Annotated in this window: 19 protein-coding genes; 16 read left to right on the forward strand and 3 right to left on the reverse strand. The window is 39.8% G+C overall.

Going from position 1 to position 23,200, the window contains the following annotated elements; genetic code table 11:
• Window positions 1-3 precede the first annotated feature (3 nt).
• Together AC1W31_RS05025 and AC1W31_RS05030 are read right to left on the reverse strand one after the other, a co-directional pair.
• Window positions 4-1,623: a hypothetical protein gene (locus AC1W31_RS05025; RefSeq protein ID WP_481733316.1), complete on the reverse strand. Its 1,620-nt coding sequence runs from the start codon at window positions 1,621-1,623 to the stop codon at window positions 4-6.
• The gene (locus tag AC1W31_RS05030; RefSeq protein ID WP_481733317.1) at window positions 1,623-2,051 is read right to left on the reverse strand and encodes a hypothetical protein; all 429 of its coding nucleotides are present in this window, start codon (window positions 2,049-2,051) and stop codon (window positions 1,623-1,625) included. The genes AC1W31_RS05025 and AC1W31_RS05030 overlap by 1 nt, the downstream gene beginning before the upstream one ends.
• Before the next feature lie 139 nt (window positions 2,052-2,190).
• Here AC1W31_RS05030 and AC1W31_RS05035 point away from each other — a divergent pair, with 139 nt between their 5' ends.
• The 16 genes from AC1W31_RS05035 (at window position 2,191) to AC1W31_RS05110 (ending at window position 21,680) form a co-directional block, all read left to right on the forward strand.
• Window positions 2,191-3,132, forward strand: a complete 942-nt coding sequence (locus AC1W31_RS05035) for an HK97 family phage prohead protease (protein WP_481733318.1) — start codon at window positions 2,191-2,193, stop codon at window positions 3,130-3,132.
• Window positions 3,133-3,217: 85 nt separating this feature from the next.
• The gene (locus AC1W31_RS05040) at window positions 3,218-4,153 is read left to right on the forward strand and encodes a phage major capsid protein (RefSeq protein ID WP_481733319.1); all 936 of its coding nucleotides are present in this window, start codon (window positions 3,218-3,220) and stop codon (window positions 4,151-4,153) included.
• Window positions 4,154-4,206: 53 nt separating this feature from the next.
• Window positions 4,207-4,629 carry an N-acetylmuramoyl-L-alanine amidase gene (locus tag AC1W31_RS05045; protein ID WP_481733320.1) on the forward strand — a complete coding sequence of 141 codons (423 nt, stop codon included), beginning with the start codon at window positions 4,207-4,209 and terminating at the stop codon, window positions 4,627-4,629.
• Between the two features lie 18 nt (window positions 4,630-4,647).
• The gene (locus tag AC1W31_RS05050; protein WP_481733321.1) at window positions 4,648-4,947 is read left to right on the forward strand and encodes a hypothetical protein; all 300 of its coding nucleotides are present in this window, start codon (window positions 4,648-4,650) and stop codon (window positions 4,945-4,947) included.
• A complete protein-coding gene (locus AC1W31_RS05055) occupies window positions 4,937-5,623 on the forward strand; it encodes a hypothetical protein (RefSeq protein ID WP_481733322.1) in 687 nt (228 codons plus the stop codon). The genes AC1W31_RS05050 and AC1W31_RS05055 overlap by 11 nt, the downstream gene beginning before the upstream one ends.
• A 104-nt stretch (window positions 5,624-5,727) precedes the next feature.
• Window positions 5,728-6,114 carry a hypothetical protein gene (locus AC1W31_RS05060; RefSeq protein ID WP_481733323.1) on the forward strand — a complete coding sequence of 129 codons (387 nt, stop codon included), beginning with the start codon at window positions 5,728-5,730 and terminating at the stop codon, window positions 6,112-6,114.
• A gap of 65 nt (window positions 6,115-6,179) precedes the next feature.
• Window positions 6,180-6,686 (forward strand): hypothetical protein, encoded by a 507-nt coding sequence (locus AC1W31_RS05065; protein ID WP_481733324.1) that lies wholly within the window; start codon window positions 6,180-6,182, stop codon window positions 6,684-6,686.
• Window position 6,687: 1 nt separating this feature from the next.
• Entirely contained in the window at window positions 6,688-7,155 is a 468-nt protein-coding gene (locus AC1W31_RS05070; protein ID WP_481733325.1) for a hypothetical protein, read from the forward strand.
• A gap of 44 nt (window positions 7,156-7,199) precedes the next feature.
• Window positions 7,200-7,361 (forward strand): hypothetical protein, encoded by a 162-nt coding sequence (locus tag AC1W31_RS05075; RefSeq protein WP_481733326.1) that lies wholly within the window; start codon window positions 7,200-7,202, stop codon window positions 7,359-7,361.
• Window positions 7,354-11,007: a phage tail tape measure C-terminal domain-containing protein gene (locus AC1W31_RS05080; RefSeq protein ID WP_481733327.1), complete on the forward strand. Its 3,654-nt coding sequence runs from the start codon at window positions 7,354-7,356 to the stop codon at window positions 11,005-11,007. The genes AC1W31_RS05075 and AC1W31_RS05080 overlap by 8 nt, the downstream gene beginning before the upstream one ends.
• A gap of 34 nt (window positions 11,008-11,041) precedes the next feature.
• Complete coding sequence (locus tag AC1W31_RS05085) at window positions 11,042-11,275, forward strand: hypothetical protein (RefSeq protein ID WP_481733328.1); 234 nt, start codon at window positions 11,042-11,044, stop codon at window positions 11,273-11,275.
• A 22-nt stretch (window positions 11,276-11,297) separates the two neighbouring features.
• The gene (locus AC1W31_RS05090; protein ID WP_481733329.1) at window positions 11,298-15,686 is read left to right on the forward strand and encodes a BACON domain-containing protein; all 4,389 of its coding nucleotides are present in this window, start codon (window positions 11,298-11,300) and stop codon (window positions 15,684-15,686) included.
• Window positions 15,687-15,712: 26 nt separating this feature from the next.
• The gene (locus tag AC1W31_RS05095; protein WP_481733330.1) at window positions 15,713-18,700 is read left to right on the forward strand and encodes an SGNH/GDSL hydrolase family protein; all 2,988 of its coding nucleotides are present in this window, start codon (window positions 15,713-15,715) and stop codon (window positions 18,698-18,700) included.
• A gap of 4 nt (window positions 18,701-18,704) precedes the next feature.
• Window positions 18,705-20,768, forward strand: coding sequence for a hypothetical protein (locus tag AC1W31_RS05100; RefSeq protein WP_481733331.1), 2,064 nt, complete (start codon window positions 18,705-18,707; stop codon window positions 20,766-20,768).
• Complete coding sequence (locus AC1W31_RS05105; RefSeq protein WP_481733332.1) at window positions 20,765-21,076, forward strand: hypothetical protein; 312 nt, start codon at window positions 20,765-20,767, stop codon at window positions 21,074-21,076. The genes AC1W31_RS05100 and AC1W31_RS05105 overlap by 4 nt, the downstream gene beginning before the upstream one ends.
• Window positions 21,077-21,401: 325 nt before the next feature.
• A complete protein-coding gene (locus AC1W31_RS05110) occupies window positions 21,402-21,680 on the forward strand; it encodes a hypothetical protein (protein ID WP_481733333.1) in 279 nt (92 codons plus the stop codon).
• 290 nt (window positions 21,681-21,970) lie between these two features.
• On the opposite strand, the gene AC1W31_RS05115 is transcribed toward AC1W31_RS05110, so the two are convergent.
• Window positions 21,971-23,176, reverse strand: coding sequence for a Gfo/Idh/MocA family protein (locus AC1W31_RS05115; protein WP_481733334.1), 1,206 nt, complete (start codon window positions 23,174-23,176; stop codon window positions 21,971-21,973).
• Window positions 23,177-23,200: the final 24 nt, after the last annotated feature.

Below are 23,200 nucleotides of genomic sequence, written 5' to 3' on the forward strand. Positions count from 1 at the left end.
GGGTTAATGTTTCATACTTCTCCGCTTGCCATGTCTTGAGGTTGTACGGGCTTTGAAAGTTCTATTATTCAACCAGCGGAATCCGCCATTGCAACCATCGGGGCCGTCGTCATTTGCTCCAGAGCCTTTCTCGAATTCTAAGTATTGGTCGATAAGTGTTTCTTGGTCTTGTCCTTGATCATCTTCATTAAAAAATATTTCATGCCGTTCAAATAGTCCAGAATCGTTTTCAATTCTATCGAATTTGTTGTCCTTTGGTTTGGTATCAGAGGCAATTCTAATGCAATTGCCTTCTCCCCATCGCTTTTCTCCTTCCTTATCAAAATCATTAATAAAATCAGACTGTGCAAAAAGGCCTTCGATTAGGTATTTGATTGCGAATTTGTCCCAGCCGTATTTTTCGAACATATCGTAGAGCCAGCGGGCAACATCGGCACGGCTTTTTTGTCGGAGGTAAACTTTGATAATATCGAATTCCTTTCCAGTTTTTCCGATGAGTCCCAGGAACTTGAAATCTCCTTTTTCTTTGTACGATAAATCCCCATAGACGCAAAGGGCATCATATTTGTCGAGGCTCATTGCTTTTCGTCTCAGAATATCATTCGCCTTAAACACTTTTCCCTCTTGCACGTGTTTGTGCATATATTCACGGAGGAAAGAGCGGGTATTGCTATTTCTGTATTTTGCACGCCAATAGCCTGAAGATGTTTTTTCTGGCCATTCTGGCTCAAAATCAATAAGATTTTTGACCGCACAAACCCTAAAAATGTGATACAGTACATAGAAGTCAGAGTCTACATCTTCATAATCCTCTTCATTTCCGCTTTCTATTGCTTCATTTTGTCGATTGATAATTGACTGAAAATGTAGGTGTAAACGGTTGGTAATAGAGTTCTTGTGAAAATTATTATTTGCATATACGAAGCGTTCAACACCATCTTCGACCGAATCAAAACAGCCGATAATATCTTCGTTGATATAATCAATTGCATCGCCCATCATGCGGTCGTTATTTACGTGACGTTTATTGTCCACATCATCCACGACAATATAATCAGGACGTTCACCTTGCTCTCTTGCACCACGGGGATTTTGTCCAAAACCGAGGGACATAAATTTTATGCCATCGGTAGTGGTGAAATTTCCTTCTTCCCAACTGCCTTGCTGAAACTTAGAACCATAATCATTTTTGAGTCGGTTGTTGTATTCTAATTGCGATTGAATTCCTGATAATAATTGTGCGGCTTTATCGGCGGTTTCGCCAACGAGCAACATGAATTTTAGGTCGGATTTTGCTAAGTATAGGAATAGTGGTATTCCCATATCTATGTGTACGGACTTACCAGCTGAACGGTACATTTCTGCCAGCTCTCTAATCCGCCGATTATTGATAATGTTATTGGCGAGTTCAGCGTGAAACCATGCACATTTTTTCTTTGCAAAATTTGGAAAGTAATACTCGAACCATTCTACATAGTTTTTCTCTAAGGCACGAACCCTTTTTAGTTTTGCGTCGGGTGTTTCGTGAATATCTATGTGGGTGGACTGGGCAATGCGTGTACAATGCTTGTCGTAGTCGGCAAGGAGTTTTCCGTATTTGCTATTTCCTGTGATTGCTTGCATTATGATTCGAGATTAATACGGTGTTGGAGGAATTTTTTGTGAAACTCCGTGCATTTGACGGCAAAAGGCGGATCAACCTCCGAAATGAAATTATCTAAAGCCTTTAGGATTTCGGAGACGACAATCGGATTTGCTTTGCGTTCTACTTTATCCAGGGCCGACATAAGTTTTGCGATACCATCGGCATTAAGAACGGCGGCTTTTCCCTGCGAAACGCTTAATAGTTCCGCCTGTAAAAGTTGCTTGATTTTTACGGGTGATGAATGGAAGGTAAAACGTTTATCAGACCATTTTCCTTCGACCAGCCATTTTCCTAAAGTCTTCTCGGTTACTTGAAAAAGTTCGGCAATTTCCTTCTGGGTGGCATCGGGATTTTGGGTATAATAATCTTCGGCTAATTGCTTAGTCCTGTCTTTTGCTTTTGCCATATTGTTGTTTTTTCTTCAAAATTGTACGGTTTTTAGGCTGAAAGAAAAAAATAGGTAATGGCTTGTACGGTTATTTTCGGGATGTTTGGAAGTGTGTCATATTTGCATTGTAAACAACGCAATAGAACCAAAAACAGCAATGGCAAAATTCATTTTCAATGACGAAACGGTAGATAATAGTTACGGGTTTTCAATACCGAATAAGGGCATTTCGTTAGGACGGTTTTCGGACAATCCGATTATGTTGGATGAGCATTATGCAAGTACTAATAACGTGATTGGGAATTGGAAAGATGTTGCGATTGTAGAGGGGAGATTGGAAGGGGAACCAAATTTTGATTTAGAAGATGAGGTTGCGAAAAAGATTGCGGGAAAAGTGGAAAGAGGTTTTATTAAGGGTTGCAGTATGGGCGTAACCTTTGACCGTGAGAAAATGAAGCAAAATCCCGATGGCAAATGGGTTTTGAGTGAGTGCGAACTTTTTGAGGTTTCGATTGTGGCAATTCCTTCAAATAAGAATGCTGTGAGATTATTCAGCATGGAAGGAATTGAAATGAAAGAGGAAGAGGTGAAGTTGGCCGTGAGTGAATTACAAACAAATTTGAATTTTAAAACTGAAAATAATCAAATGGAAAAAATTAATCTTTCGGCTACCTCATTGGTAGCGTTGGGCATTAACCAACAACCTGCCGATGCGGTAGAATTAGATACACACATTGCAAAACTTTCGAGTGCATTGACATCCGAAAAAACGGCACACGATGCGACAAAACAACTTTTCAAACAGGGAGCGGAAACCCGTGCAAAGGCCCTTGTAGAGGAAGCAAAACTTGCGGGAAAAATTGAAGGTTCGGAAGTGGAAAGCTTTGTGAAAGATGCAACGGAAAACTACGAATTGACGGCTAAAATGTTTGCTCGTATTCCTGCAAAGAAACAATTAGGTGCGACTAATACGGGAGCGGATGCAGGCAGTGAATTGCCGAAAAACGTGGATGAGTTTGAGAAACTAAGCACAGCTGCAAAGTTGGCTTTTAAGACTGACAATCCAGAGGCTTTCAAGGCTTTATTTGCCAAGAAATAGTATTGTAATCCTTGCTATTGTAATGCCTTCCGTGAGAGCGGAAGGCGATTTTAAATAAATTATAATCCTTAAATTTTATAAAAAAATGCCAGCAAATTATCCCGAAATGTGGCTCGACCGAGTTGAGCGAAACATAAAAAATGGTACAGAGGCCGCATGGCTTGACGGAATTCCAGAGATGCCAATGGATGTGATTGAGGTAGGAAGTGGTTCTGCGAGCGAGATTAATTTAATCCACATTCCTACGACTGATTTTTCGCCCGATGTATTAATTAATAATACTACTTATCCTATTGCTATTCAGGCTTATACGGATGATTCGGTAACGATTAATCTTGATAGGTTTCAAACGAAGGCAACTTCTTTGACCGATGATCAAACGTTAGGTTCTTCTTACAATAAAATTGACGAAGTGACGGCAACGCACACGGAGGCAGTTTTGGAAAAGAAGTATAGTAAAGCAGCTCATGCCATTGCTCCTGCGGGTCATACGGCGGCAACGCCTGTGATTTTGGTGAAAGGTGAAGGCACGGAAGCGAGTGGGGCAAGATTGGTGATGACTTACGCTGACCTTGTGGCCTTGAAAGATGCGTGTGATAATGCAGTACCAAAATTGCCAAAACAAGGCAGAAGATTGGTTTTGTGTCAGAATCACTGGAATGATTTGTTGTTAGACCGCAAAAACTTTGCTGATCAGTTGGTCAAGCATAGCGAAGGCGATGTGGCTCCGAAAATTGCTGGGTTTGAAATTCACTCTTATGATGAGAATCCGCATTACAATTCAGGAACGAAGGCAAAACTGGCGTATGGCTCAACGCCTTCGTCAGGACAATATGAGGCTTCGTTTGTGTTTGTTGCTAAGAACGTTGCAAAGAAAACAGGTATGACAAAGCAGTATTTTGCTCCTGCAAGCATGGATCCGATTAATCAGCAAAATTTGTTGAATTATCGTCATTATTTTATTGCTATTAATAAGCGTGTGCAACTTAGTGCGGCGATTTTGAGTGTCAATAAGGCGTAGATTCCTAACCCATTATCCCTCCCAGATTCGGGAGGGATAAATAAAAACCTAAGATGAGACAGATTGATTATATCGTATTGCATTGCACCGCTACGCAACAAAATGCTACTGTGGAAGCTATTAAAAGATATTGGAAAGAGGTGATGGGTTGGCAGAATGTTGGCTATCATTATATTATTAAGCCTACGGGCGTGATTGTAAACCTTTTGGAAATTGACAAAATTAGCAATGGAGTGGCAGGATATAATCATAATTCGATTCATATTAGTTATATCGGGGGTGTGGATAAGAATAATAAGGCGATGGATAATCGGACGATACCGCAAAAAATTGCTCAAATGGAATTAGTAAAAGAATTGAAAGAGCAGTTTCCGAATGCGAAAGTACAAGGACACAGAGACTTCCCGAATGTTCACAAAGATTGTCCTTCTTTCGATGTTGCCGAATGGCTGACAGCGGTAGGACTAAATAAATAACCTACCTACTAAATATAGATGGACTTGAAACAACCTTTTTCGCTTTTGGATATTAAAAAATATCCTATTCAGGTTCTGATTGCTTGCCTTATTGCCGCAATAATATATTTCAATCAGCAACGATATGACGCTGAAAGTGAAGTAAGACGGTTGAACGGAAGGATTGATACAATTAATACCGAACGTTTGAGGCTATATGACAAAGTGATATTTCAAGATGTTTTGTTGAAACAATTGAAAAACGGAACGGTTCCCGTGGACGAACTACGGGAGCAAACACAACAACCAGTATCAAAAATTCTTAAAAATGAAAACTAAAATCGTTATCGGACTGCTGGGGCTATGCTTAGCCATATCAGCGTATTTTAATTATCAGCAATTTACGGAAAATAAGGAGGTAAAAGAACGCCTTGCAAGTTCCGAAAAGGTGCAAAATAAGCAGAGTGTAATTATTACCCGCTACATCGCTCCCGACAAAACGCAGCACGCCGTATATACAGAAACGTTCGCAAAGTCGGACAATGAGAAGTATATCGCTACACTCGGTTATATTGACTCGTTGAAAAAGGCCCTAAATATATCTGTATCAAAAATTAACGAGGTTACACGAATTAAGGCAACGGTTCAGGACAAAGTAAAAACAACCGTAACAGATAGTTTAAGCGGTGTTTTCAAAACGTATGCCTATAAAAACAAGTGGTTGGATGCGAAGTTGACGACAAAGGATTCAATGTTAGCGTATTCCTATAATGTCGAATTAGTGGATACGAAATATTATAAGGGTAATTGGCTTACGGGTAAGACGTGGTATAGAGATGTGTCGTTGGCGGATCCGAATGGTTACATTACGGGAGTGCAACGTTTTACTTTGCCTCCCGACCGCACGAAAAGAATTGGCTTAGGTTTGCAGATTGGGTATAGTTATAATGTAACTGCCCGTAGGATTGAACCGAGTATTGGATTAGGATTGTCGTATAATTTTATACGATTTTAAGGCTAAAAACTCATAAAAACGGGTGGCATACTTGCTATGTCAAAAATGCAAACCCACACAACGCCCTCGCTCAATTCGGAGCGAGGGATTAACAAAAACTTACAATGAAAAGAGATGATATTTTAGAGGGTTTATTTGCCGACCCTACCTTAAAGGCAGAAAAAGGCTTTTTTCTTACTTCCGACAATCAGGCTTTTTCGGAAGGTCACAAGTTGGATGGCGCTAATCATGCGAAGACTTTGGAAGATGGTTCATTAGAATGGTTTAGTCGTTCAGCAAAGCAAGGAGGAACGGAGGAAGCAGGAACGGAGGAAGGAGAAACGGAAGTTGCAAAAGTTGTGGCTCCTGCAAAACCGAAAGGGGCAAAAGGGAAAACGAAGAAAGTAGCAACGGAGGAAGTTAAAGAAGTAGGAACGAAGGAAGGAGTAACGGAGGAAGTTTCTGCGGGTGATGTTCCTGCTCTTGCTGAGGCATCTGATATTTTACAATAACAAAATTAGGGTTTATGGGAAATTATAAACCCTAATTAAAAATCATTTAAAACTCATTTAAGAAAATGGCGAATAAAAACTCTTACGGGCTTTTGAAGCTTGAAATTGGGGTATTTTCTACGACGGATGGCACGGCTACCAGTTTTGTAGAATATCCTGTGTACAAGGACACGATGGTGATTTCGGAAGCGGAACCTACTGCTACAAAGCACTATCAGGCAGGGAAGAATCATCCGATTGTAGTGAACTTGCAAGGTGGTGAAGAGATGGCAAGCTTCACGGTGATGGATTCACAAGCGACTACCTTAGCGGCTTTGCTCGGTGGAACGGTAACGACGGTGGCACAGGTGACAACTTGGAAAAAAGCGACAGGACAGCCCGTTGAAAAAATTTGCGTGTTGCGTGCTACTACGATTGATGGTCGTGTAATTACGATTTCGAGAGGATCATTAATGGCAAAGAAAAATCTTGATTTGTCGGATTCTAAACTAATTGCGATTGACTGTAAAGTGACGGTAACCGATACGGGTTTTGTGGGCGTTGCTCCGATGACTATTACGGAATCGGTATAAGGTGCAAACAGAATTATTAGCGGCGGAAACGCTATTAGAAAATGGGGTGTCGTTGGGAATACGTACCCCATTTTTTTTAAGGTTTTTGGGAGTAAAACACCTTAGAATTTATCAGCCGAGTTTAGGGAATCGGTTAAGGATTTCAAAACTGTATTTGGACATGAACATTGATGATGCTGAACTACTTGAAACTACACAGGTGAAAGCAGAGGCGATGATGCTGAAACATAGTTTTGCGCAGTTGCAAATTGTTGCGCTCTGTATGTTCAAAGGACGGTATTTGCCACAATTATTTAATACAATTTTAGCGAAGTGGTTGCTTTGGAAACTTAATCCGAAAGATGTTACGACGTTGGTAACGTTGATTTTGCAGTTTTCGGGAACTACGGATTTTATGACTACTACCAGATTTATCAGGGCGATGAAAATCACGACTCCGAAACTGGGGCAAAAGGCTCAGACGAGTTAAGGGCCGTTGGGCTTAATAGCGTTTGGGGAATTGTACACACGATTATGAAAGATTTGGGGATGACGTGGAAGGAAATTATGTGGGAGCGGTCGTGGATTAATATAGAGATGATACTTGCCGACTCCGCACGGATGGTGAAAGGCAGTGAAATTAAAAAAGGTAATACGGACGATTTAGCCGCAAGAATCAAGGAAAAATATGGATAATATAGAAGTAAACGTAGATTTTTTGATTAACAATCCTGAACTCAAAGCGGCCTCGGAACAGGCAAAAGCGACGATTTCGGGTGTTGGGGTTTCGGCGGAGCAGGTGGCGGCACGGGTGCAAGCGAATACGGAAAAGACTTTGCAAAAAGAATTGGTTTCGATTGATATTTTGAATAAGAAGTTGGATGAGGCGAAAAAGTTGGCAAGATCAGCAACGAATGAAACGACGATTGAACTTGCGAACGCTAAGATACAGGAATACGAAAAGCAGATACAACGATTGTCGGTGATTGGTAAACAGGGTTTTGATGATTTGGGAAATAAGATTGTGGATGCCGTGGAGAAACCGATTGGGCGTTTGCAGAAGTTGCAGGCATTGGCGAAACTGTATGCGAATGGAGCAGCAACTACTAACAATCCTGAATTATTAGAGAAGTATAATCGAAAATTGCAAGAAACGCAAAAGGAGATTGAGCGGACAAAGAACGTAGGGAAGGAAGGGTTTGATTCTTTGGGTGATGCGATTACGGAAGGCGGAACCAGTCTTGCCACTAAGTTTTTGCCAGGACTATCACAACTTGCAAACCTTTTGCCAGGAATAGGAATAGGAGGTTTGGTTGCGTTTGCGGTTGAACCAATTTTGAAATATATATCAGAATTAGATTTTCTGAAACCGAAATTGGAAGAGGCTGAATTAGCGAATAAACAATTACAATCAGCACTGGCGGGAGGTGGCGAATATTCCAAGGCAATTGAGAATGTGCAAAGTCTGAAAATTAATGTGGCACTCGCAAAGGATGGATTGTATGACAAAAAAGCAGTAATAGACCAATACAATCAAAGCATTGGAACGGTAGCGGGTCAGGTTAATACTTTGGAGCAAGCAGAGAGAGGTTTGATTGAAAATGCGGATGCTTTTATTGAAATGACGCTAAGAAAATCAGTTGCTCAATTGGCACTCGAAGAGGCAAGCAAGAAAGCTCTTGAAGCGATGCAAAAGCGCTCAAATAGGGAGTTAGAACCTGTTGATATTGCAAAAGCAGGCTTTAAAAGATTAATAGGTTCAAGTGTCGCAGATTTAGGAATAGGGTTGAAAAATGAGCGAGAAGATGCAGCAAAGCGACTTGATGAAGAATCAGCTGCACTGAAAACAATTGCGACAAAAGCACAAAAAGAAGCGGCAGACTTAGCAAAGACATTAGGTGGAACTTTGGGACTTGATAAATCTAATGTAGTGAAGGCTAATAATGTAGCTCAGCAGGCAGAAACCTTACAACGTCGAGTTTTTGAGATTCAGGAAGAATATGCTCGAAAAGCTAAAACAAAAGATGAGGAAGAGTTGCAAGCTTTGCGAGATAGGTTCACGAAGATTTTTGAAGAGGTGGAGAAGTTTAATAAGAATCCGAAAAACAAGATTAAGGTGGATGGTTCGGGATTGTTGGCTACACGTGATAATGCGGTAGCGGATTTGACGTATCGGCAGGAAACGGAAAAGATGAAAATCGGATTTGAGGAGCAAAAGAAGTTGTACGGGGATTATGAGGAATATAAAAAGACATTTGGTGAAGAGAGGGCAAAGGCACGCTATGAAAATGAGTTGAATTTATCAAAAACTTTTGCTGAAAATGTGCAAGATGAATACGATAAATTAGCAAACAAAACCACTTTGACGGGTTCGGAAACGGAAAGAATGACGGCTTTGAAAAAGTTGTTGACGGAGGCTAAATTTTCACAGTTGAAAATTGATGATTCGGCTTTTAAAGATGCTCTCAATGCAAGTCAAAGTTATTTTGATAAGTTGGTTGAAATCGAAAAGACTTATAACAAAAATAGGGCATCGTTATTGAAAAATGGGGCTTTGACCGCAGATAGGCAAGAGGCTTTAGACGAAGCGAAAAATAAAGCGATTGAGTCGGCAAAAGATGAAGCTTTGCAGAAAACGGCTATCTATCGAAAATTATCGGTTGAATTGTTGGACTATACCAAAAAGCAGGTAATTGAGCAGATTGCTACGGTTAAAAAGGCTTTGGATAGTGAGGTAGATTTGCCCGCTGAAATACGGTCGCAGTTAGAGCGAGATTTGTCAGCATTGGAAATTAAGTTAAAAGTTGGTGTTGAGCAAAGCAATTTAGATGCTTTAAAGTTGCGTTTTCGAGAATTGACGCAGGAATTAGGTAGCAAAGATGATGTGGGGAATAGTATTGTAAGCGAAAAAGAACGGAAGCGGATTGTTGCAGCACTCGCTGAAATACAGGGGAAAATAAAAGCAATTGATGCGAATGGAAACGGAAAGGTGAGTTGGGGAGATAAGGTGGCGAAGCAGTTTGAATATTTGAAGGGTGATACAAAGGAAATAGCAAAAGGCTTAGAGCAGGATTTAGGCAGGCTTGCGAGTGGATTTGATGGCATTGCTCAGTCGGTTGGAGGGATAAATAGTGGATTAGGACGAAGTTTAATTGCGTTGGGAAGTATGACCAAAATGGCAGGCCAGCTCACGAACATCTCTGCTTCGTTTGGTGCGGGAGATATTGTGGGCGGAGTAACGGGAGTGATGGGCATTTTGGGCGGTATTATTGGTGGCATACAAGCGGCGGATGCGGCCTACGAAAGTTTTTATCGGAATGCGATTGATGGTGAGCATAAGTATCAGGACGTGTTGAATGAGCGAGCAATTTTGAATGCAAAAATTGATAATACGGCATACAAGTCGGCAATGGAGCAGGTGAAAATCAGAAAGCAGGAAATTGAAGATTATGCAAAAGAGAGCGTTGAGATTATGAAGAAACTGCAAGGTTTGCAGTATGTGAAAGAGATTGTGAAAAATACTTTTTTTGGTTTGTTTACGATGAGTACGGTTAATGTACTGGACACGTTGGCAGGGAAAAGTTTTGCAGATTTACAAAAATTGTTATTAGAAGGAAAATTGCAAGGGGAGGCAAAGGATTTGGTGACTCGCCTTGTGGAATTAGAAAAGAAGGGTTACGATGCAAAGCAGGCTCTTCGGGATTTGGCTCAACAAATTGCGGAATTATTCACGGGAACTACGGCAGATAGTTTGACTAACTCACTGGTTCAAATGTTTCAGGAAGGCAAGACTTCGGCAAAAGATTTTGCGGATTTCTTTGAAAAGACGATGCAGGATGCGGCTCTTTCAATTTTTAAAAATAAGGTTTTGGCGGAAGCGATGGACAAATTTTATAAGGAATTTGCGGCGGAGGTTTCGGACGGAAATTTAACCAGTGACGAAATTAAGGATTTGAAGGCCTTGTTTGAAGGCTTGATTTCGGGAGCGAATACGCAGTTTGAGGCTTTGAAACAAATTACGGGCTTGGATAAATTGGGTTCTGCTTCGAGTACAGCGAGTTCGGGCGGGAGTAGTATTTCGGGGGTGATTCAACGGAGTATTACAGAGCAAACGGGTAGTGAACTATTAGGGCTTTTTCGAGCGATGTACGATATTAATAAGCGGACTTTATCTACTTCAGATACTTCGCTTTCGGTGATGCGTGAAGGGCTTTTGGCTCAGCAGGCGATTGTTGCGAATACGGGTAATACAGTTAAGCAGTTGGAGATTGCGGTGGTGGAGTTGAAAGGGATTGCACGACGGACGTTTCAGACTGCTGTGGGGTATGATAGGGGATTTTAGATAATTGATAATTGATAATTAATAATTGATAGTTATGGCAAACTCAAATAATAAAGTACCCAATTTTTATTGTCAAAATCATTGTGGCCATGAAGATTTCTCGATTGAAGAATGGAATGAGGCGTTTAGGTTTTGTAATAATTCTGGAATATCAGAAGCAGAAAAAAGCCATATTCTTTTTCCTGCTCCCTGTAAAGCTCAATGTGAAGGATGTATAAATATTGTATTAGATACAAAATTGAAGAATAAAGAAAAGTACGGATGGTGATTATTAAAAAATACCTATAAATATGTATAAGTTAGGAAATATTGATTTGGATGCGTTTGGGTTAATTCCTTCGCAAATTGACGGGTCGAATTTGGCGGTGTCTGGTTGTTGGGATATGCCTGCACGGATGGGTAAGGTATCGCACGATTGGGGTGATGATGCGGATTCGATTGAGCCTTATTTGCGTCCTGAAGAGATACGTTTTGCGGGGCGTGATATTGTTTTTGTTGCCTTAATGGAAACGGATACGGAAGCGACAGCCTTGGCAAAATGCTATGATTTATACAAGCAATTGGGGGGGATTAATACCTTAGTTCCTTTCATTGCGGATAATTTGGGGACGTTTCAGGTTTATTTGAAAGAGTCGATTGTGGCGGATTATATTGGGGATGGGTGGTGTAAGTTGAAGTTTACGTTTCGGGAACCTGTGGTTGATTTGACGGGAACTGTTCCCGCTCCTACGAATGCGGAGCTTGGTATTGATGGAATTAGTTTTAAGGATTTGAATATAATTCCGCTGGATGTGACTGGACGGTTTAATAATCCTGCTCCTAAGAATTTTAAGAGTACGTTTTATGCAAATGAAGGCTATAAGGTTTCAAAATTGCAGAGTCGTGAAGTAACCATAAAAACACTCGTTCAAAGTTCGGATTATACGGGATTTAAAAACACTTTAAAAGGGCTTTATGCTTTGTTTAAAAAAGAGGGCGTAAGATACATTACTTATCGAAGCGATGCGTTTCGGGATTTTTTTGTGGCCAATGGCTTTCAGGTTACGAATGTTTTGCAGTTTGGCAATGGACAAATTACGGCAGAGTTATCCGTAAAGTTTACGGAGGTGTCGGCTCGTTTCGACTGGTCGTTTTTGATAGGTAGTGATGGGACTCCGCTTTTGGATGCTTTGGGGCAAAAGATAATTATTTTTCCGCCCGTTGAACAACCTTCGGAAACGGTGTATTCGATTGCAGTTTCTTCGCAAAGTGTGAATATTGAAGCTCTCGAAACGGAGGTTGAAATTACGGTAACGAGCAATGTAGAATGGACGGTTTTGGAAGGGTTGAGTTGGGCAACGTTATCGGATTCTTTGGGATTGGGGAATGGAAGTTTTGTAATTGAAGTGGATGCTAATACTACGGCAAATAGCAGAACGGGAACAATCATTGTGAGTAGCAGAGCGGGAAATAAAGCGATTACGATTACGCAAGCAAAAGCGACTACTAATACCTTATCTATCACTACTTTACAGGTGTCGGCAGGTTCGACCGCTAATACTTATAATGTGACCGTAAATGTTGCGAATCCAGATAATTACGTGCTGGAGTATCGGGTAGATGCGGGTGCGTGGAAAACGAGTAATTTGTTTTCGGATATAGTGGTGGGTTCACGGATTTTTGATGTGCGGAATAAGAATATTATTACGTTCACGGCCACAAAAACGCAGGTGATCGGTACGGTAATTACGCCTCCGAGCGGAACGGCTGGGGTTTTGTCGGATTTTCCGCTTACTCCCGAAACGCATTGGAATCGTTTTCAACCAGATTTGATACCCGATTTTGATATTCCTAAAAGGGTGGATTCGAGAACGGGGATGGCATTGGCTGTGAAAGGGTTGTTTTGGCATACTCCTTATAAGGATAATTTTGGTGCTACGCAGGAAGAGCAATTTAGAAAGATGTTCAAAAAAGGTATTGTAGCGATTAATGCAACGAAATTAGGAGCTTATTATGTGGGGATGGAAAACGTGATTACGGGGGATAGGATTATTGTGGATGATGGATTGGGGGCAGATGCGAACGGGAATAAGAGAGCTGAAGAATTGAGTTATGATGCTTTTGCGGCTTTTGCGAAACGGTGTTTTGGTTATGCGAATACTTATAAACAATTGAAAGGAGCTTCGGGAAAATGGAAAGTGTTTTTGGCTATTGTGGATTATGAGAATTATTATACGAAGATGTCCACGCAGGAAGATGCGAATTATCACGTGGTAGCTTTTGAGGCAGGATTGGGAGAAACGGAAGGGCTTTACGCTTTTCAATACGGAGGTGGACTAAATCATGGCGGTTATGCTACTTCAAATTTGTATAATGGGGGGGCGAATAATATTTGGACTTTAGCGGCTGATACTACCGTTCCCGTTGTTTCGAGAGGGAAGTCGTTGGCGAGCAATAATCGTCATGCGGCTTGTGTGGAAGTTAGTTTTACGTTTGAGGCATTGTTGCCACAGGGGTATCAAACAAAAGACCAAAATGGAAATAATTGGATTGTGATTAATCATTTTGGAAATGAGTGTGATAATACATACGGGTATAGTTCGGTAACGAATGCGGAACATTGGGCTACGCAATTGGGGGCAATTGTGGAACAATCCTACGCAAAGCATAGTCCTTTTAATCAGGATTTGATTATGCAATTGAAGCCCGTAAATGAACGAGATAACGGGTTTCATTATTCATCTATTCATCCTGAGTATGCGGATGGAAAATGGATACAGGAATACAATCGTTACGGGATCCAGTATTTTGAACGGGATGGTAATGGGAATATACTAAGTAGTCAGTTGAATGCGATTGGGAGCGAGTACTTGCCGAATTTTATTTCGGAGGCACAGGTTTATTTGGCGTTTTTTAGCGGTGCGAGATGGATCAATTGGTGGAGTTCGGCATGGGCAGAGACGGCGATTGCAAGATTAAGATCGGCGAATGCTCGTAGAGGGAATAGAGAGGATGATAAGACGTACGGTAATGCAGATTTAGAAGGGTACACGTACACGATGAAAGCATTGTATCAATTGTCCCGCAAAATAACGCTTTCTAATGGTAGTCAATATTCGTTTTATGACATTTGTGATGGTACGGAAATCTATCTGAATCAAACGACAAAGGTAATTTATGCGGGTTCTTCAACTCCGCAACAGCTGACCGCTTTACAGTGGCAGTTGAATACAAAATCACCCGTAAGAGCGGTGGTGAATAAGAATTTGGCGGTGGTATTTGTGTTGGCTTTTCAGGCGTATGCCAGCGAGCAAGGTTCGGTTACGTTTGTCTATACAGCCGATGGTAACAATATTAGCGAGGTGATTGATATTCCTGCGGGAACGATTGCCATTCGTGCGTTCCCGTTGGGCGTTGCTTCTACGCCTACGGTTACGGCTCCTGCGATTACGAGTGTACCTGCGAGGGTTTTGGCAGGGCAGTCGGTTACTTTTTCGAGTGCGAATACAGGAACGATTTCGTGGTTTAAAAATGGGACGAGTTTGAGCGTTACGGGTGCGAATTATACGGTTGAAAATCCTTCGCTAAACGATGAATATACGGCAAAACGGACAGTGAATAGTGTAATTTCGGGTGCGAGTAATGTGATTAAGGTTGAGAGTGCGACGGTAAACGGTGTGACTTTCATTGAGCCACAAAAGCCAACTTATTATTTTTCGGATGGTAAGGCTCCGAGTTTTTACGATAATGTTAATAATCTGCCTGCAATTTTCACGAATCAGCCTCGGTATGACCCTTTCAACGATATTGTTTGGATGAATAATGATTTCATTAAAATCGGAATAAATCTAAAACGTGGCGGGCAATTGATGTGGGTTTCGGAAAAGAATAGTACAGAGAATTTGGTTTACAATGGTTACGATGGTGGTTTTCAGATTACGATAGATGCGTATCAGAAACCAGATGGTTATACGCAAGCTGGTCAGGTTTCACATTCGGCGGGTAATAATCAGGGGTCAATAACGAGCTACAATACGACGATGGGCGGTGATTTCTTCAATCATTCGCAAAGTCTGATTGATTATAAGCGAATTGGCGATAGTTATTACGTGAAGTTTAGACCGATATTCTACACTTTTGATGCGCTTTTTAGTGAGGTTATCATTGAGGTGAAATATACGCTTAATCAACGCTCCGTAGCGATGGAGGTGACTTATCATAGTTTCAGGACTGACAATCAACAAAATGTTGAAGGTGGTTTCGATGGAGCGGCTTTTCCTGCTTGTTTTATTGTAAATACCTTGAATCGTTATCAGTGCTATACGGGTGCTAATCCGTGGATTGGGGATGATGTTGAAGATGGGCAGTTGCAAATTATTAATCAGGGTGGAAGCGTAATTGGCCGTAACTGTACTGAATACTGGTCGAGTGTATATCGGAATAGAGATAATAAGGCAATTGGATTGTATTCAAAACAGTCGGGAAATAGTGTTTATTCGCAAATGAAGCAATTAGAAGTTTATCAAGGCAATGGCGAAGGGACGGAGTTTGGTGGTGGATTTACCTACTTTGATTTATTTCATAATTTCAATATTAGTAATAGAGGTGATTACATAAAAACTTTGAAGGCTTATATTACTACGGGAACAAAAGAGCAAGTACGGGCAGAATTTAGACGTTTGCATGAATTAGGAGAATAAATTAATCACACATAAATAGAAAATATATGGTTCAGTTTTGGCAAGGATTACAGAAGGCTACGGAAGTGGAGCTTTTGGATAAGGTTTTATTAGGAAAGAATGTGGATGGTTCAACAACCTACACAGATATTCAGCAAATTAAGAATTTGATTGCGGCGTTTACCAATGGTGCCATTGTTCCGACTAAAGTAGCAGCGGGTGCGACTTTGGGCAGTCCGACGACTCCGCAGATATTGTATGCAGGCGCTGGGACTTATACGGCTCCTTCGGGAACGATAACGTTGACTGCTAATTTGAATATGTTATTTTGGGATTTGACGACTTGGAGTAGTTTGGCGGTTCCTGTGACGTTGGTAGATTATTATAATAAAAATGAACTAAATCAAATTATTGGTATCGAAAAGCTAACTAATTACTCGAAGGATTTTTCAACTATAAGCACTATTTCAACGAATGGCGTTCCTTTTTTTAATAATGTGCCTGTGGTAACGAGAGGAACGTTGAAATCTGTACGAGTAAAAGCAACTGTAGGCTCTACCATTACTATTTATGCTTATTCGGTTTCAGGAACTACCGCAACATTGCAACATACTTATACTCCTATTGTAACCAGTACTTTAGAACAAACAATTACTTTTACTTCAGATGTTTTTATTGTTGAGGCTGGATGGTTTATCGCTGTAAAAAGTTCGGTTGGATTGTATTATAATGCTACGGGAGGTAATAGTTATTATGTTTCGGGGACAACCGTATCTGCTTTGCAAGGGAATCAAATTGCAGTTGACTTTATAATTAATGAAACTGGGGCAGTTGGTATTAGTCAGCAAGTTGCAGATTTGCAATTATTACCACCAAAGGTTACAGCTTTAGAAACTGTTACAGGTGTATTGACTTTAGCGAGTTATTCAAAAGATTTTTCGGCAGTTAATACATTGGGAGGTTCTAATTTTATCTATGCTAATGTTGTACCTACGACAAAGGTGGGAACTTTGAGAAGCGTTCGGGTAAAAGGCGTAGTAGGTGATACTATTACGGTTTATGCTTATCGAATTGTTAATAATTCAAATGTACTTACTTGCACATTATTGAAAAATTATGGAGGCACAGTTTTAACAACTGCTACCCAAACAATAGATTTTAGTACAGATACATTTTTGATAGAAGCAGGTGCGTTTATTGCGTTTTCAAGTGCTGGAACAGGCATTTATTATACAACTACAACTGGGCAGTCTTATTCTATTACTCAGAATAATATTAATGGATTTACCGTTGCACTTGATTTTGTGATTGATGAAACAGTATCAGGAACAGTTTTAAGAAGATTAGGGACATTAGAAAGTTTGAAATTAGATGTTGTTAAAGCAACTGTTCAAACACACGAAAATAAAGTTTCATCTACGGTTTTGACAAGTTACACAAAGGATTTTTCGGTTATTAATTCATTGGGTGGCGCTAATTATACTTATGCGAATAATGTTCCAGTTTTAAGAATTGGAACTCTAAGAAGTGTTCGAGTTAAGGGTGTTATTGGAGATACAATTACTGTTTATGCCTATCGAATTGTTAATAATAATGGCGTCCTTACTTGTACAATGCTTAAAAATTACGGGGGGACTATTTTGACAAGTACTACCCAAACAATAGATTTTAGTAGTGATACTTATCAAATTGAAGTAGGTGCATTTATTGCTTTTTCAAGTGCAGGAACAGGGATTTATTATACTACCTCAACAGGGCAGAGTTATTCTATTACAGATAGAACGGTTCAAGGGTATAGTGTTTCGTTAGACTATATCATTGATGAAACACCTCTTGATTCTATTTTTAGAGTAGTTCAACCTATTAATAACCGTTTAAACTTATTAGAAGCAAAAACTACTGACCATGATACAAAACTTGCAGCATTAAGCACAATAAAATTGCCTCCTGTAATTTTGTATCAAAACTATTTTTCAAGTTTAGGGTCTGAATTTGAGCAAGTCAATTGGTCGACTGTTTCAGCAGGTGTTAAGCCTTCGGCGGTTGGTGCGGGTTCTTATTTGTGGTTAAAAAAGCGTTATCATGTTGATTATAGAAAATTAATGCTTACGGTCACGGCTTCATCTTGTCGGTTTTGTATTGCTGCGTTTGGGTTAGATGTTCATCAGGGGGAAGGTTATTTTTACGTAGATTTTGCTGCTAACAAATTGCAAATCTATAATCAAAGTAATACTTTATTGGTCGAAAAAGCATTGACTTCCAATTCTGTGGTTGGTCGGAAATATACGGTAGTAGTCGATAGAAAAGAGTGGATTTCAACTTTTACTTTAATTGATACTGTCACTAATATTTCAACTGAGTTAGTTTATTCTGTTACGACGAGTTCAGCATTGAATGAAAATATGCAGAACGATTCTTATAAGTTTTACGTAGAAAGTGGAACAATTACGGAGTTTGTGCTTAATAGTATGTTGGTAACAACAGGTAAGCCAAATGTTGTTTTGATGGGCGATAGTATTAGTGCTACTATGTTATTTTCTAATGCAACTTATGGAAGTTCTTATACGAATCTTCTTAGAGCAAAATTGGGAGGCAATATTTTAATTTCTGCTCGTGGTAGTGCAGTTCTGCAAGATTGTGTCGATAAGGTGACTTCGGAATTATCAAAGATTAAGCCTACTTATTGTATGCTTAATCTTGGGACAAATATGGGCGGTTGGAGTGAAGCAAATTACCTAAGCCTTGTTAATTCTATCATTGCTTTAGGTGTTATCCCAATTTGCAACCATATTCCAAACCGTGGAACTTACGGAGCGGGGAACGAACATATTGCGGTTAATAATAGTATTGATGCAGTTTGTAAGCAGACAGGTGCAATCATAGGAGCGAGGTTTGATATTGCCACATCTACGGGAGGTGACCCATCGGCAAGTTATATTTCAAGTTTATATTTTGGCGATGGGATTCACCCCAATGTTACAGGCCATTTGGCGATGTATAATCGTTTTGCGATTGATTTACCATTCTTGTTTTAAGATTATGAAATTAGAAATCAAAAGACTTACCAGTACAGTAGCCCTTGTCGAAATCGACGAGGGTACTGTTTTTTCGAGTGAACTCTTAGGAAGCGATAAGATTTACTCGGTGTTTTATTCGGAAAGTGTATTGGATATTCGAGTGGATGATTATGTTATGTTTAATACTCGCAAGTTTTCCGTAAAAAATGCCGTTGGTATGCAGCAAATTGATAAGCGAACGTACCGATACGAGCTAAACTTTTACGGTGAAATCTATTCGCTTTACGATGAATTAATTACGCATTTAGGTCGGACGAAATTTAGTTATTCAGGTACTCCTTTGGATTTGCTTAATTTAATCATAGACTCGTTAAATTCAGATAGTTCAGGGTGGAGCGTAGGGACTTGTTCGGGTCTTGGTACGGTTGAAACCTTTGATTTTTCGGAGCAAAGCTGCCGAACTGCGTTGACGGATATTGCACAACGGTTTGAGTTAGAATATTCGGTTTTAAATAAGAAAATCTCACTCATTCCAAAAATCGGTTTTGCTCACGATGTGACGTTAGAATACGGTAGAGGAAAAGGTTTAGAATCAGCTACACGGCAGGCCGTCGACAAGGCTTTTGCAACGGTTTGGTACGGGTTTGGAGGAAATCAGAATTTACCTTCGACTTACAGAAACGGGATGGACAGGGTTACGATTTCGGAAACGGTAGAAAGGAATGTGAGTTTATATGGTCGGAAAAAAGGGAGTGTGACGTTCGATGATGTGTATCCGAAACGAACGGGAACGGTAGGAACGATTGTTAATATTAATACGGTCATTGATACAAGCATTGATTTTGATTTGAATGCTCAGATAATCAACGATTCGGCGAAGATTGTCTTTAAGTCGGGAGAGTTGTCAGGGCAGGAATTTGTAATTACGAATTACAATCATACTAAAAAGCAAATTACGTTCGGAAGTAATAAGGATGATACGGGTTATGTATTGCCAAATGTAACGTTTTCGCCTGCTGTGGGCGATAAATATACGCTGATTGGTATTGTGATGCCACAGAGTTATATTGATGCGGCAGAAGCGGAAGTATTGAGGCTTACGAAGTTACACGCAAGACAAAACTCTTATCCTCCCGTTGCGTTTCCGCTCGATATTGACGAAAAGTTTATTCGAGAGATGGGTTTAGCTTATCGTTTTCAAGCGGGTGATAGTGTGAAAGTAAAAAGTGTAGAGTTAGGAATTTGGGCAATTATGCGTTTACAGTCGGTTTCTTATCCACTTGTTAATCCATGTAAAATTTCGGGCGTTGTTGCAGATAGTATTCAGTATTCTACGCAAGAAATGATTGTTCGGGATATTAAGAAAGCGAAAAAAGATGTGGCCGCAGTTCAGGAAGTTGCTGCATTGTCGAAAAAGCAGTCGGATGAAATTGCGAATGCTGCAATTATGTCACAATTTGAAAAGACTTATGTTGGTGATCAAGCAGTTTTGTCGGGTGCGTTCATAGTTGGAAACCCGACCAGTGGGCAGGTAGGCGGACTGAGCGGAGCAGGAACGGAGCTAACGGATGTCGTTTTCTTTGCAGGTTCGAGTTTTACGGATAGAAATATTGCTCCGTTTAGAGTTCAACGAAACGGGAAGGCTTTTGCTTCGGATTTAGAAGTGAAAAACGGGTGCAAGATTGGTGCTTTCGAGGTCACAGATAATGTATTGGTAAGAAAAACCAATGCAGATTCATTTGCAGTTAATACGAATTATGCTACGGTCGGCGATTACTTTCTATTTCGGAAAAATAGTTCTGTGAGAGGCAATGTGAAAGAAATAAGCTTCAATCTTAACGGTGCATTTACTTATAATTATGCGATTAAGATAGAGAATTCGATTACTGATACAGGTGGTTTAGATAATATTGCTTTGTACGCAAAAGCCAGTAGCGCAGCCACAGGAGCGAAGAATGTGGCCATTCGTGCCGATGGTGAGGTGCATATTACAGGTAAGTTGCGGATGAATGAACAGGATGGACGTTCGCAGACTTACAGTATATCAGGAAATACATTAACTTTTGTAAACGGAATATTAGTATGAAATTAGGTGTGTTAGATAGGCTTTTAGTAGCCCAAATATTGCCCACAAAGGGTAGAATTATAGAGATGCAAGTGATTGCATCTCTAAAGTCTTTAACGATGTTCACAGCCAAAGAAATGGCAGAATTTGAGTTGAGAGATACGGTTGAAGGTGTGTTGTTTAATCCGAGTAAGGCTATTGAGGTTGAATATAGCCTTACGCTATCTCAATTAGAGGTATTGCGTAAGGCTGTGAATGATACGGATGAGGCTGGTGAGGTTACTGAGGTGATGTTGCCGCTCTTTAATAAGATTTTAAATGCGGTTTAAAATGGGGTTTATGTGTTTTTTAGGTACATTTGGTTTTTTAGATTTGTACATTTGGTTTTGCGGTTTATAAAAGAAATTTATTTATGACGTGAAGTAACATGAATTTTTAATAAATTTCAATTTTTTAGTAAATAATTTTGAGTTATACTCATAAAATTATAGTTTTGTGCAATTCTAAAAGATTATAAATTTAATTGAGTTTATTTATTATTTTTTAAATTAAAACTAAATAAAAAAGAGTAAATTTATCCATATTTCCCGACTATTCTATATTTGTATGTATAACATAAACTGTTAGGCACAAATATAATTACTTTATTATTATATGCTACAAATTGATTTAAAAAAAACCTCTGAAATTCTAAAGAATAGGATTAGGGTGTGCAAAAAAAGACTTCCAAATAACTGGAGGCAACTCATAATTATACTTGCTCCAGAATACGACAGCCTGAAAGGTGCAAGGCTAATGGATAATGTTTTTAAACTTCGTTCTTCAGATTTACGATTGACAGAATTAATTGAGCAAATAGCAGCAAATTCTATAGGTGAAGACAGTGAGTCGGAAAAGGAGGAAGAAAGTAACGTAACTGATATATTATTATAAGTACTTACGTTAGGTATTTGTCTTGTGTGGTGATGTAAATTTTATATTACAGTGGCCACTATTGTAAATTTCAAAGTATCTGGTGTTCGCCGTTAAACTCTCCGCAGGTGTTAACTTTCTGTACGGTATGCCAAGTCAAATATAGTACGTTATTTTTTACAATTTCCCTTAATAAACAGCGTAAGGCAAATATTAGCTATTCAAAAGCCACACAAAATTAATAATTGTGTGGCTTTCTTATTCATAAATTACGGATTACTTTATAAAATAAAGGTTATAAATTTATAAGGTTATTTTAAATTCAAACGTTCAATTTCAATGATTTCGCCCGTTTCTTTTTTCTTCAAAATTACTTTTGTATCACCATTTGAAAGAATCTCATCTTTTATAAACCAGTGTTCAGCATCGTATTCTTGATAGACAGATGGTTTTTGTAAGCCTTCTTGTCCACGCCAAACTGGTAAATTGACAGGCTCCCACAATTTTGTTTTTGCTGATTTGTAAGCGGCATCAATAATGGAATTTACCACGTAGCCATCGTAAAAAGATTCTTGTGGTAAGCGTCCTTCTTCAATTGCGTTAAACATATCCGTAAACATGTGTGTATATCCCAATTCATGGGCTTCATCACCCACCGGAAATAGCCAACCCGTTGCCGATTCAGCTTTTTCAGCTACGTAGCCGCCTCCCCCTTTTCCAGTGGTAAACATCTCAAAACCAGTTCTTAAAAAAGAATTTGTCCAGATTGTTCCTTCCGTTCCCATGACTTCATCTCGCAAATCCATCCCTCCACGGAAAGTCCATGAAACCTCAAATTGTCCAATAGCGCCATTTTCATATTTTACCAAACCGATTGCATGGTCTTCGGCATCAATGGGTTTTACTTGCGTATCTGCCCAACACATTACCTCTACAGGTTTAATATCTTTACCAATAAAATTTCTGGCAATTTCGATGCAATGACAACCTAAATCGAGGATGGCACCACCGCCCGCCATTTCAATATTCCAGAACCAATCTGAATGCGGGCCAGGGTGTGTTTCACGAGATTTTGCCCAAAGTACTCTACCAATTGCTCCATCTTTCACACTTTGAACTGATTTTAGAAATTTTGGTGTATAACAGAGGTCTTCTAAGTATCCCCCAAAAACGCCTGCTTCTTCGCAAGCCTTTGTCATTCTGAGGGCTTCCTCCGCATTTCGGCCTAACGGTTTGGTACATAGGACAGCTTTTTTATGCTTCACACAAAGCATAACAGCTTCTTCATGAATATGATTTGGCAGGGCAATAACCACTACTTCACTTTCGGAATGAGCAATAGCCTCTTCCATTGAAGTCGTAAAATTTGGGATAGAATAATCAGTTGCGAATCGTTTCGCCGTTTCTTCTTTACGGGCATATACCACTTCAACACGGTCTCGTCCACGCTGTCCATGCAATGAATCAGCGTAAAAACGGCCGATAAATCCACCACCAAGAATACAAACTTTTGCCATAATTAATTAGATTTGAGCTTTTGG

Source organism: Arcicella sp. (assembly GCF_964672035.1).

What these genes read in the sequence shown, in the direction of transcription:
- AC1W31_RS05025 (WP_481733316.1), bottom strand. Translation starts at nt 1,623, where the DNA reads ATGCAAGCAATCACAGGAAATAGCAAATACGGAAAACTCCTTGCCGAC.
- AC1W31_RS05030 (WP_481733317.1), bottom strand. Translation starts at nt 2,051, where the DNA reads ATGGCAAAAGCAAAAGACAGGACTAAGCAATTAGCCGAAGATTATTAT.
- AC1W31_RS05035 (WP_481733318.1), top strand. Translation starts at nt 2,191, where the DNA reads ATGGCAAAATTCATTTTCAATGACGAAACGGTAGATAATAGTTACGGG.
- AC1W31_RS05040 (WP_481733319.1), top strand. Translation starts at nt 3,218, where the DNA reads ATGCCAGCAAATTATCCCGAAATGTGGCTCGACCGAGTTGAGCGAAAC.
- AC1W31_RS05045 (WP_481733320.1), top strand. Translation starts at nt 4,207, where the DNA reads ATGAGACAGATTGATTATATCGTATTGCATTGCACCGCTACGCAACAA.
- AC1W31_RS05050 (WP_481733321.1), top strand. Translation starts at nt 4,648, where the DNA reads ATGGACTTGAAACAACCTTTTTCGCTTTTGGATATTAAAAAATATCCT.
- AC1W31_RS05055 (WP_481733322.1), top strand. Translation starts at nt 4,937, where the DNA reads ATGAAAACTAAAATCGTTATCGGACTGCTGGGGCTATGCTTAGCCATA.
- AC1W31_RS05060 (WP_481733323.1), top strand. Translation starts at nt 5,728, where the DNA reads ATGAAAAGAGATGATATTTTAGAGGGTTTATTTGCCGACCCTACCTTA.
- AC1W31_RS05065 (WP_481733324.1), top strand. Translation starts at nt 6,180, where the DNA reads ATGGCGAATAAAAACTCTTACGGGCTTTTGAAGCTTGAAATTGGGGTA.
- AC1W31_RS05075 (WP_481733326.1), top strand. Translation starts at nt 7,200, where the DNA reads ATGAAAGATTTGGGGATGACGTGGAAGGAAATTATGTGGGAGCGGTCG.
- AC1W31_RS05080 (WP_481733327.1), top strand. Translation starts at nt 7,354, where the DNA reads ATGGATAATATAGAAGTAAACGTAGATTTTTTGATTAACAATCCTGAA.
- AC1W31_RS05085 (WP_481733328.1), top strand. Translation starts at nt 11,042, where the DNA reads ATGGCAAACTCAAATAATAAAGTACCCAATTTTTATTGTCAAAATCAT.
- AC1W31_RS05090 (WP_481733329.1), top strand. Translation starts at nt 11,298, where the DNA reads ATGTATAAGTTAGGAAATATTGATTTGGATGCGTTTGGGTTAATTCCT.
- AC1W31_RS05095 (WP_481733330.1), top strand. Translation starts at nt 15,713, where the DNA reads ATGGTTCAGTTTTGGCAAGGATTACAGAAGGCTACGGAAGTGGAGCTT.
- AC1W31_RS05100 (WP_481733331.1), top strand. Translation starts at nt 18,705, where the DNA reads ATGAAATTAGAAATCAAAAGACTTACCAGTACAGTAGCCCTTGTCGAA.
- AC1W31_RS05105 (WP_481733332.1), top strand. Translation starts at nt 20,765, where the DNA reads ATGAAATTAGGTGTGTTAGATAGGCTTTTAGTAGCCCAAATATTGCCC.
- AC1W31_RS05110 (WP_481733333.1), top strand. Translation starts at nt 21,402, where the DNA reads ATGCTACAAATTGATTTAAAAAAAACCTCTGAAATTCTAAAGAATAGG.
- AC1W31_RS05115 (WP_481733334.1), bottom strand. Translation starts at nt 23,176, where the DNA reads ATGGCAAAAGTTTGTATTCTTGGTGGTGGATTTATCGGCCGTTTTTAC.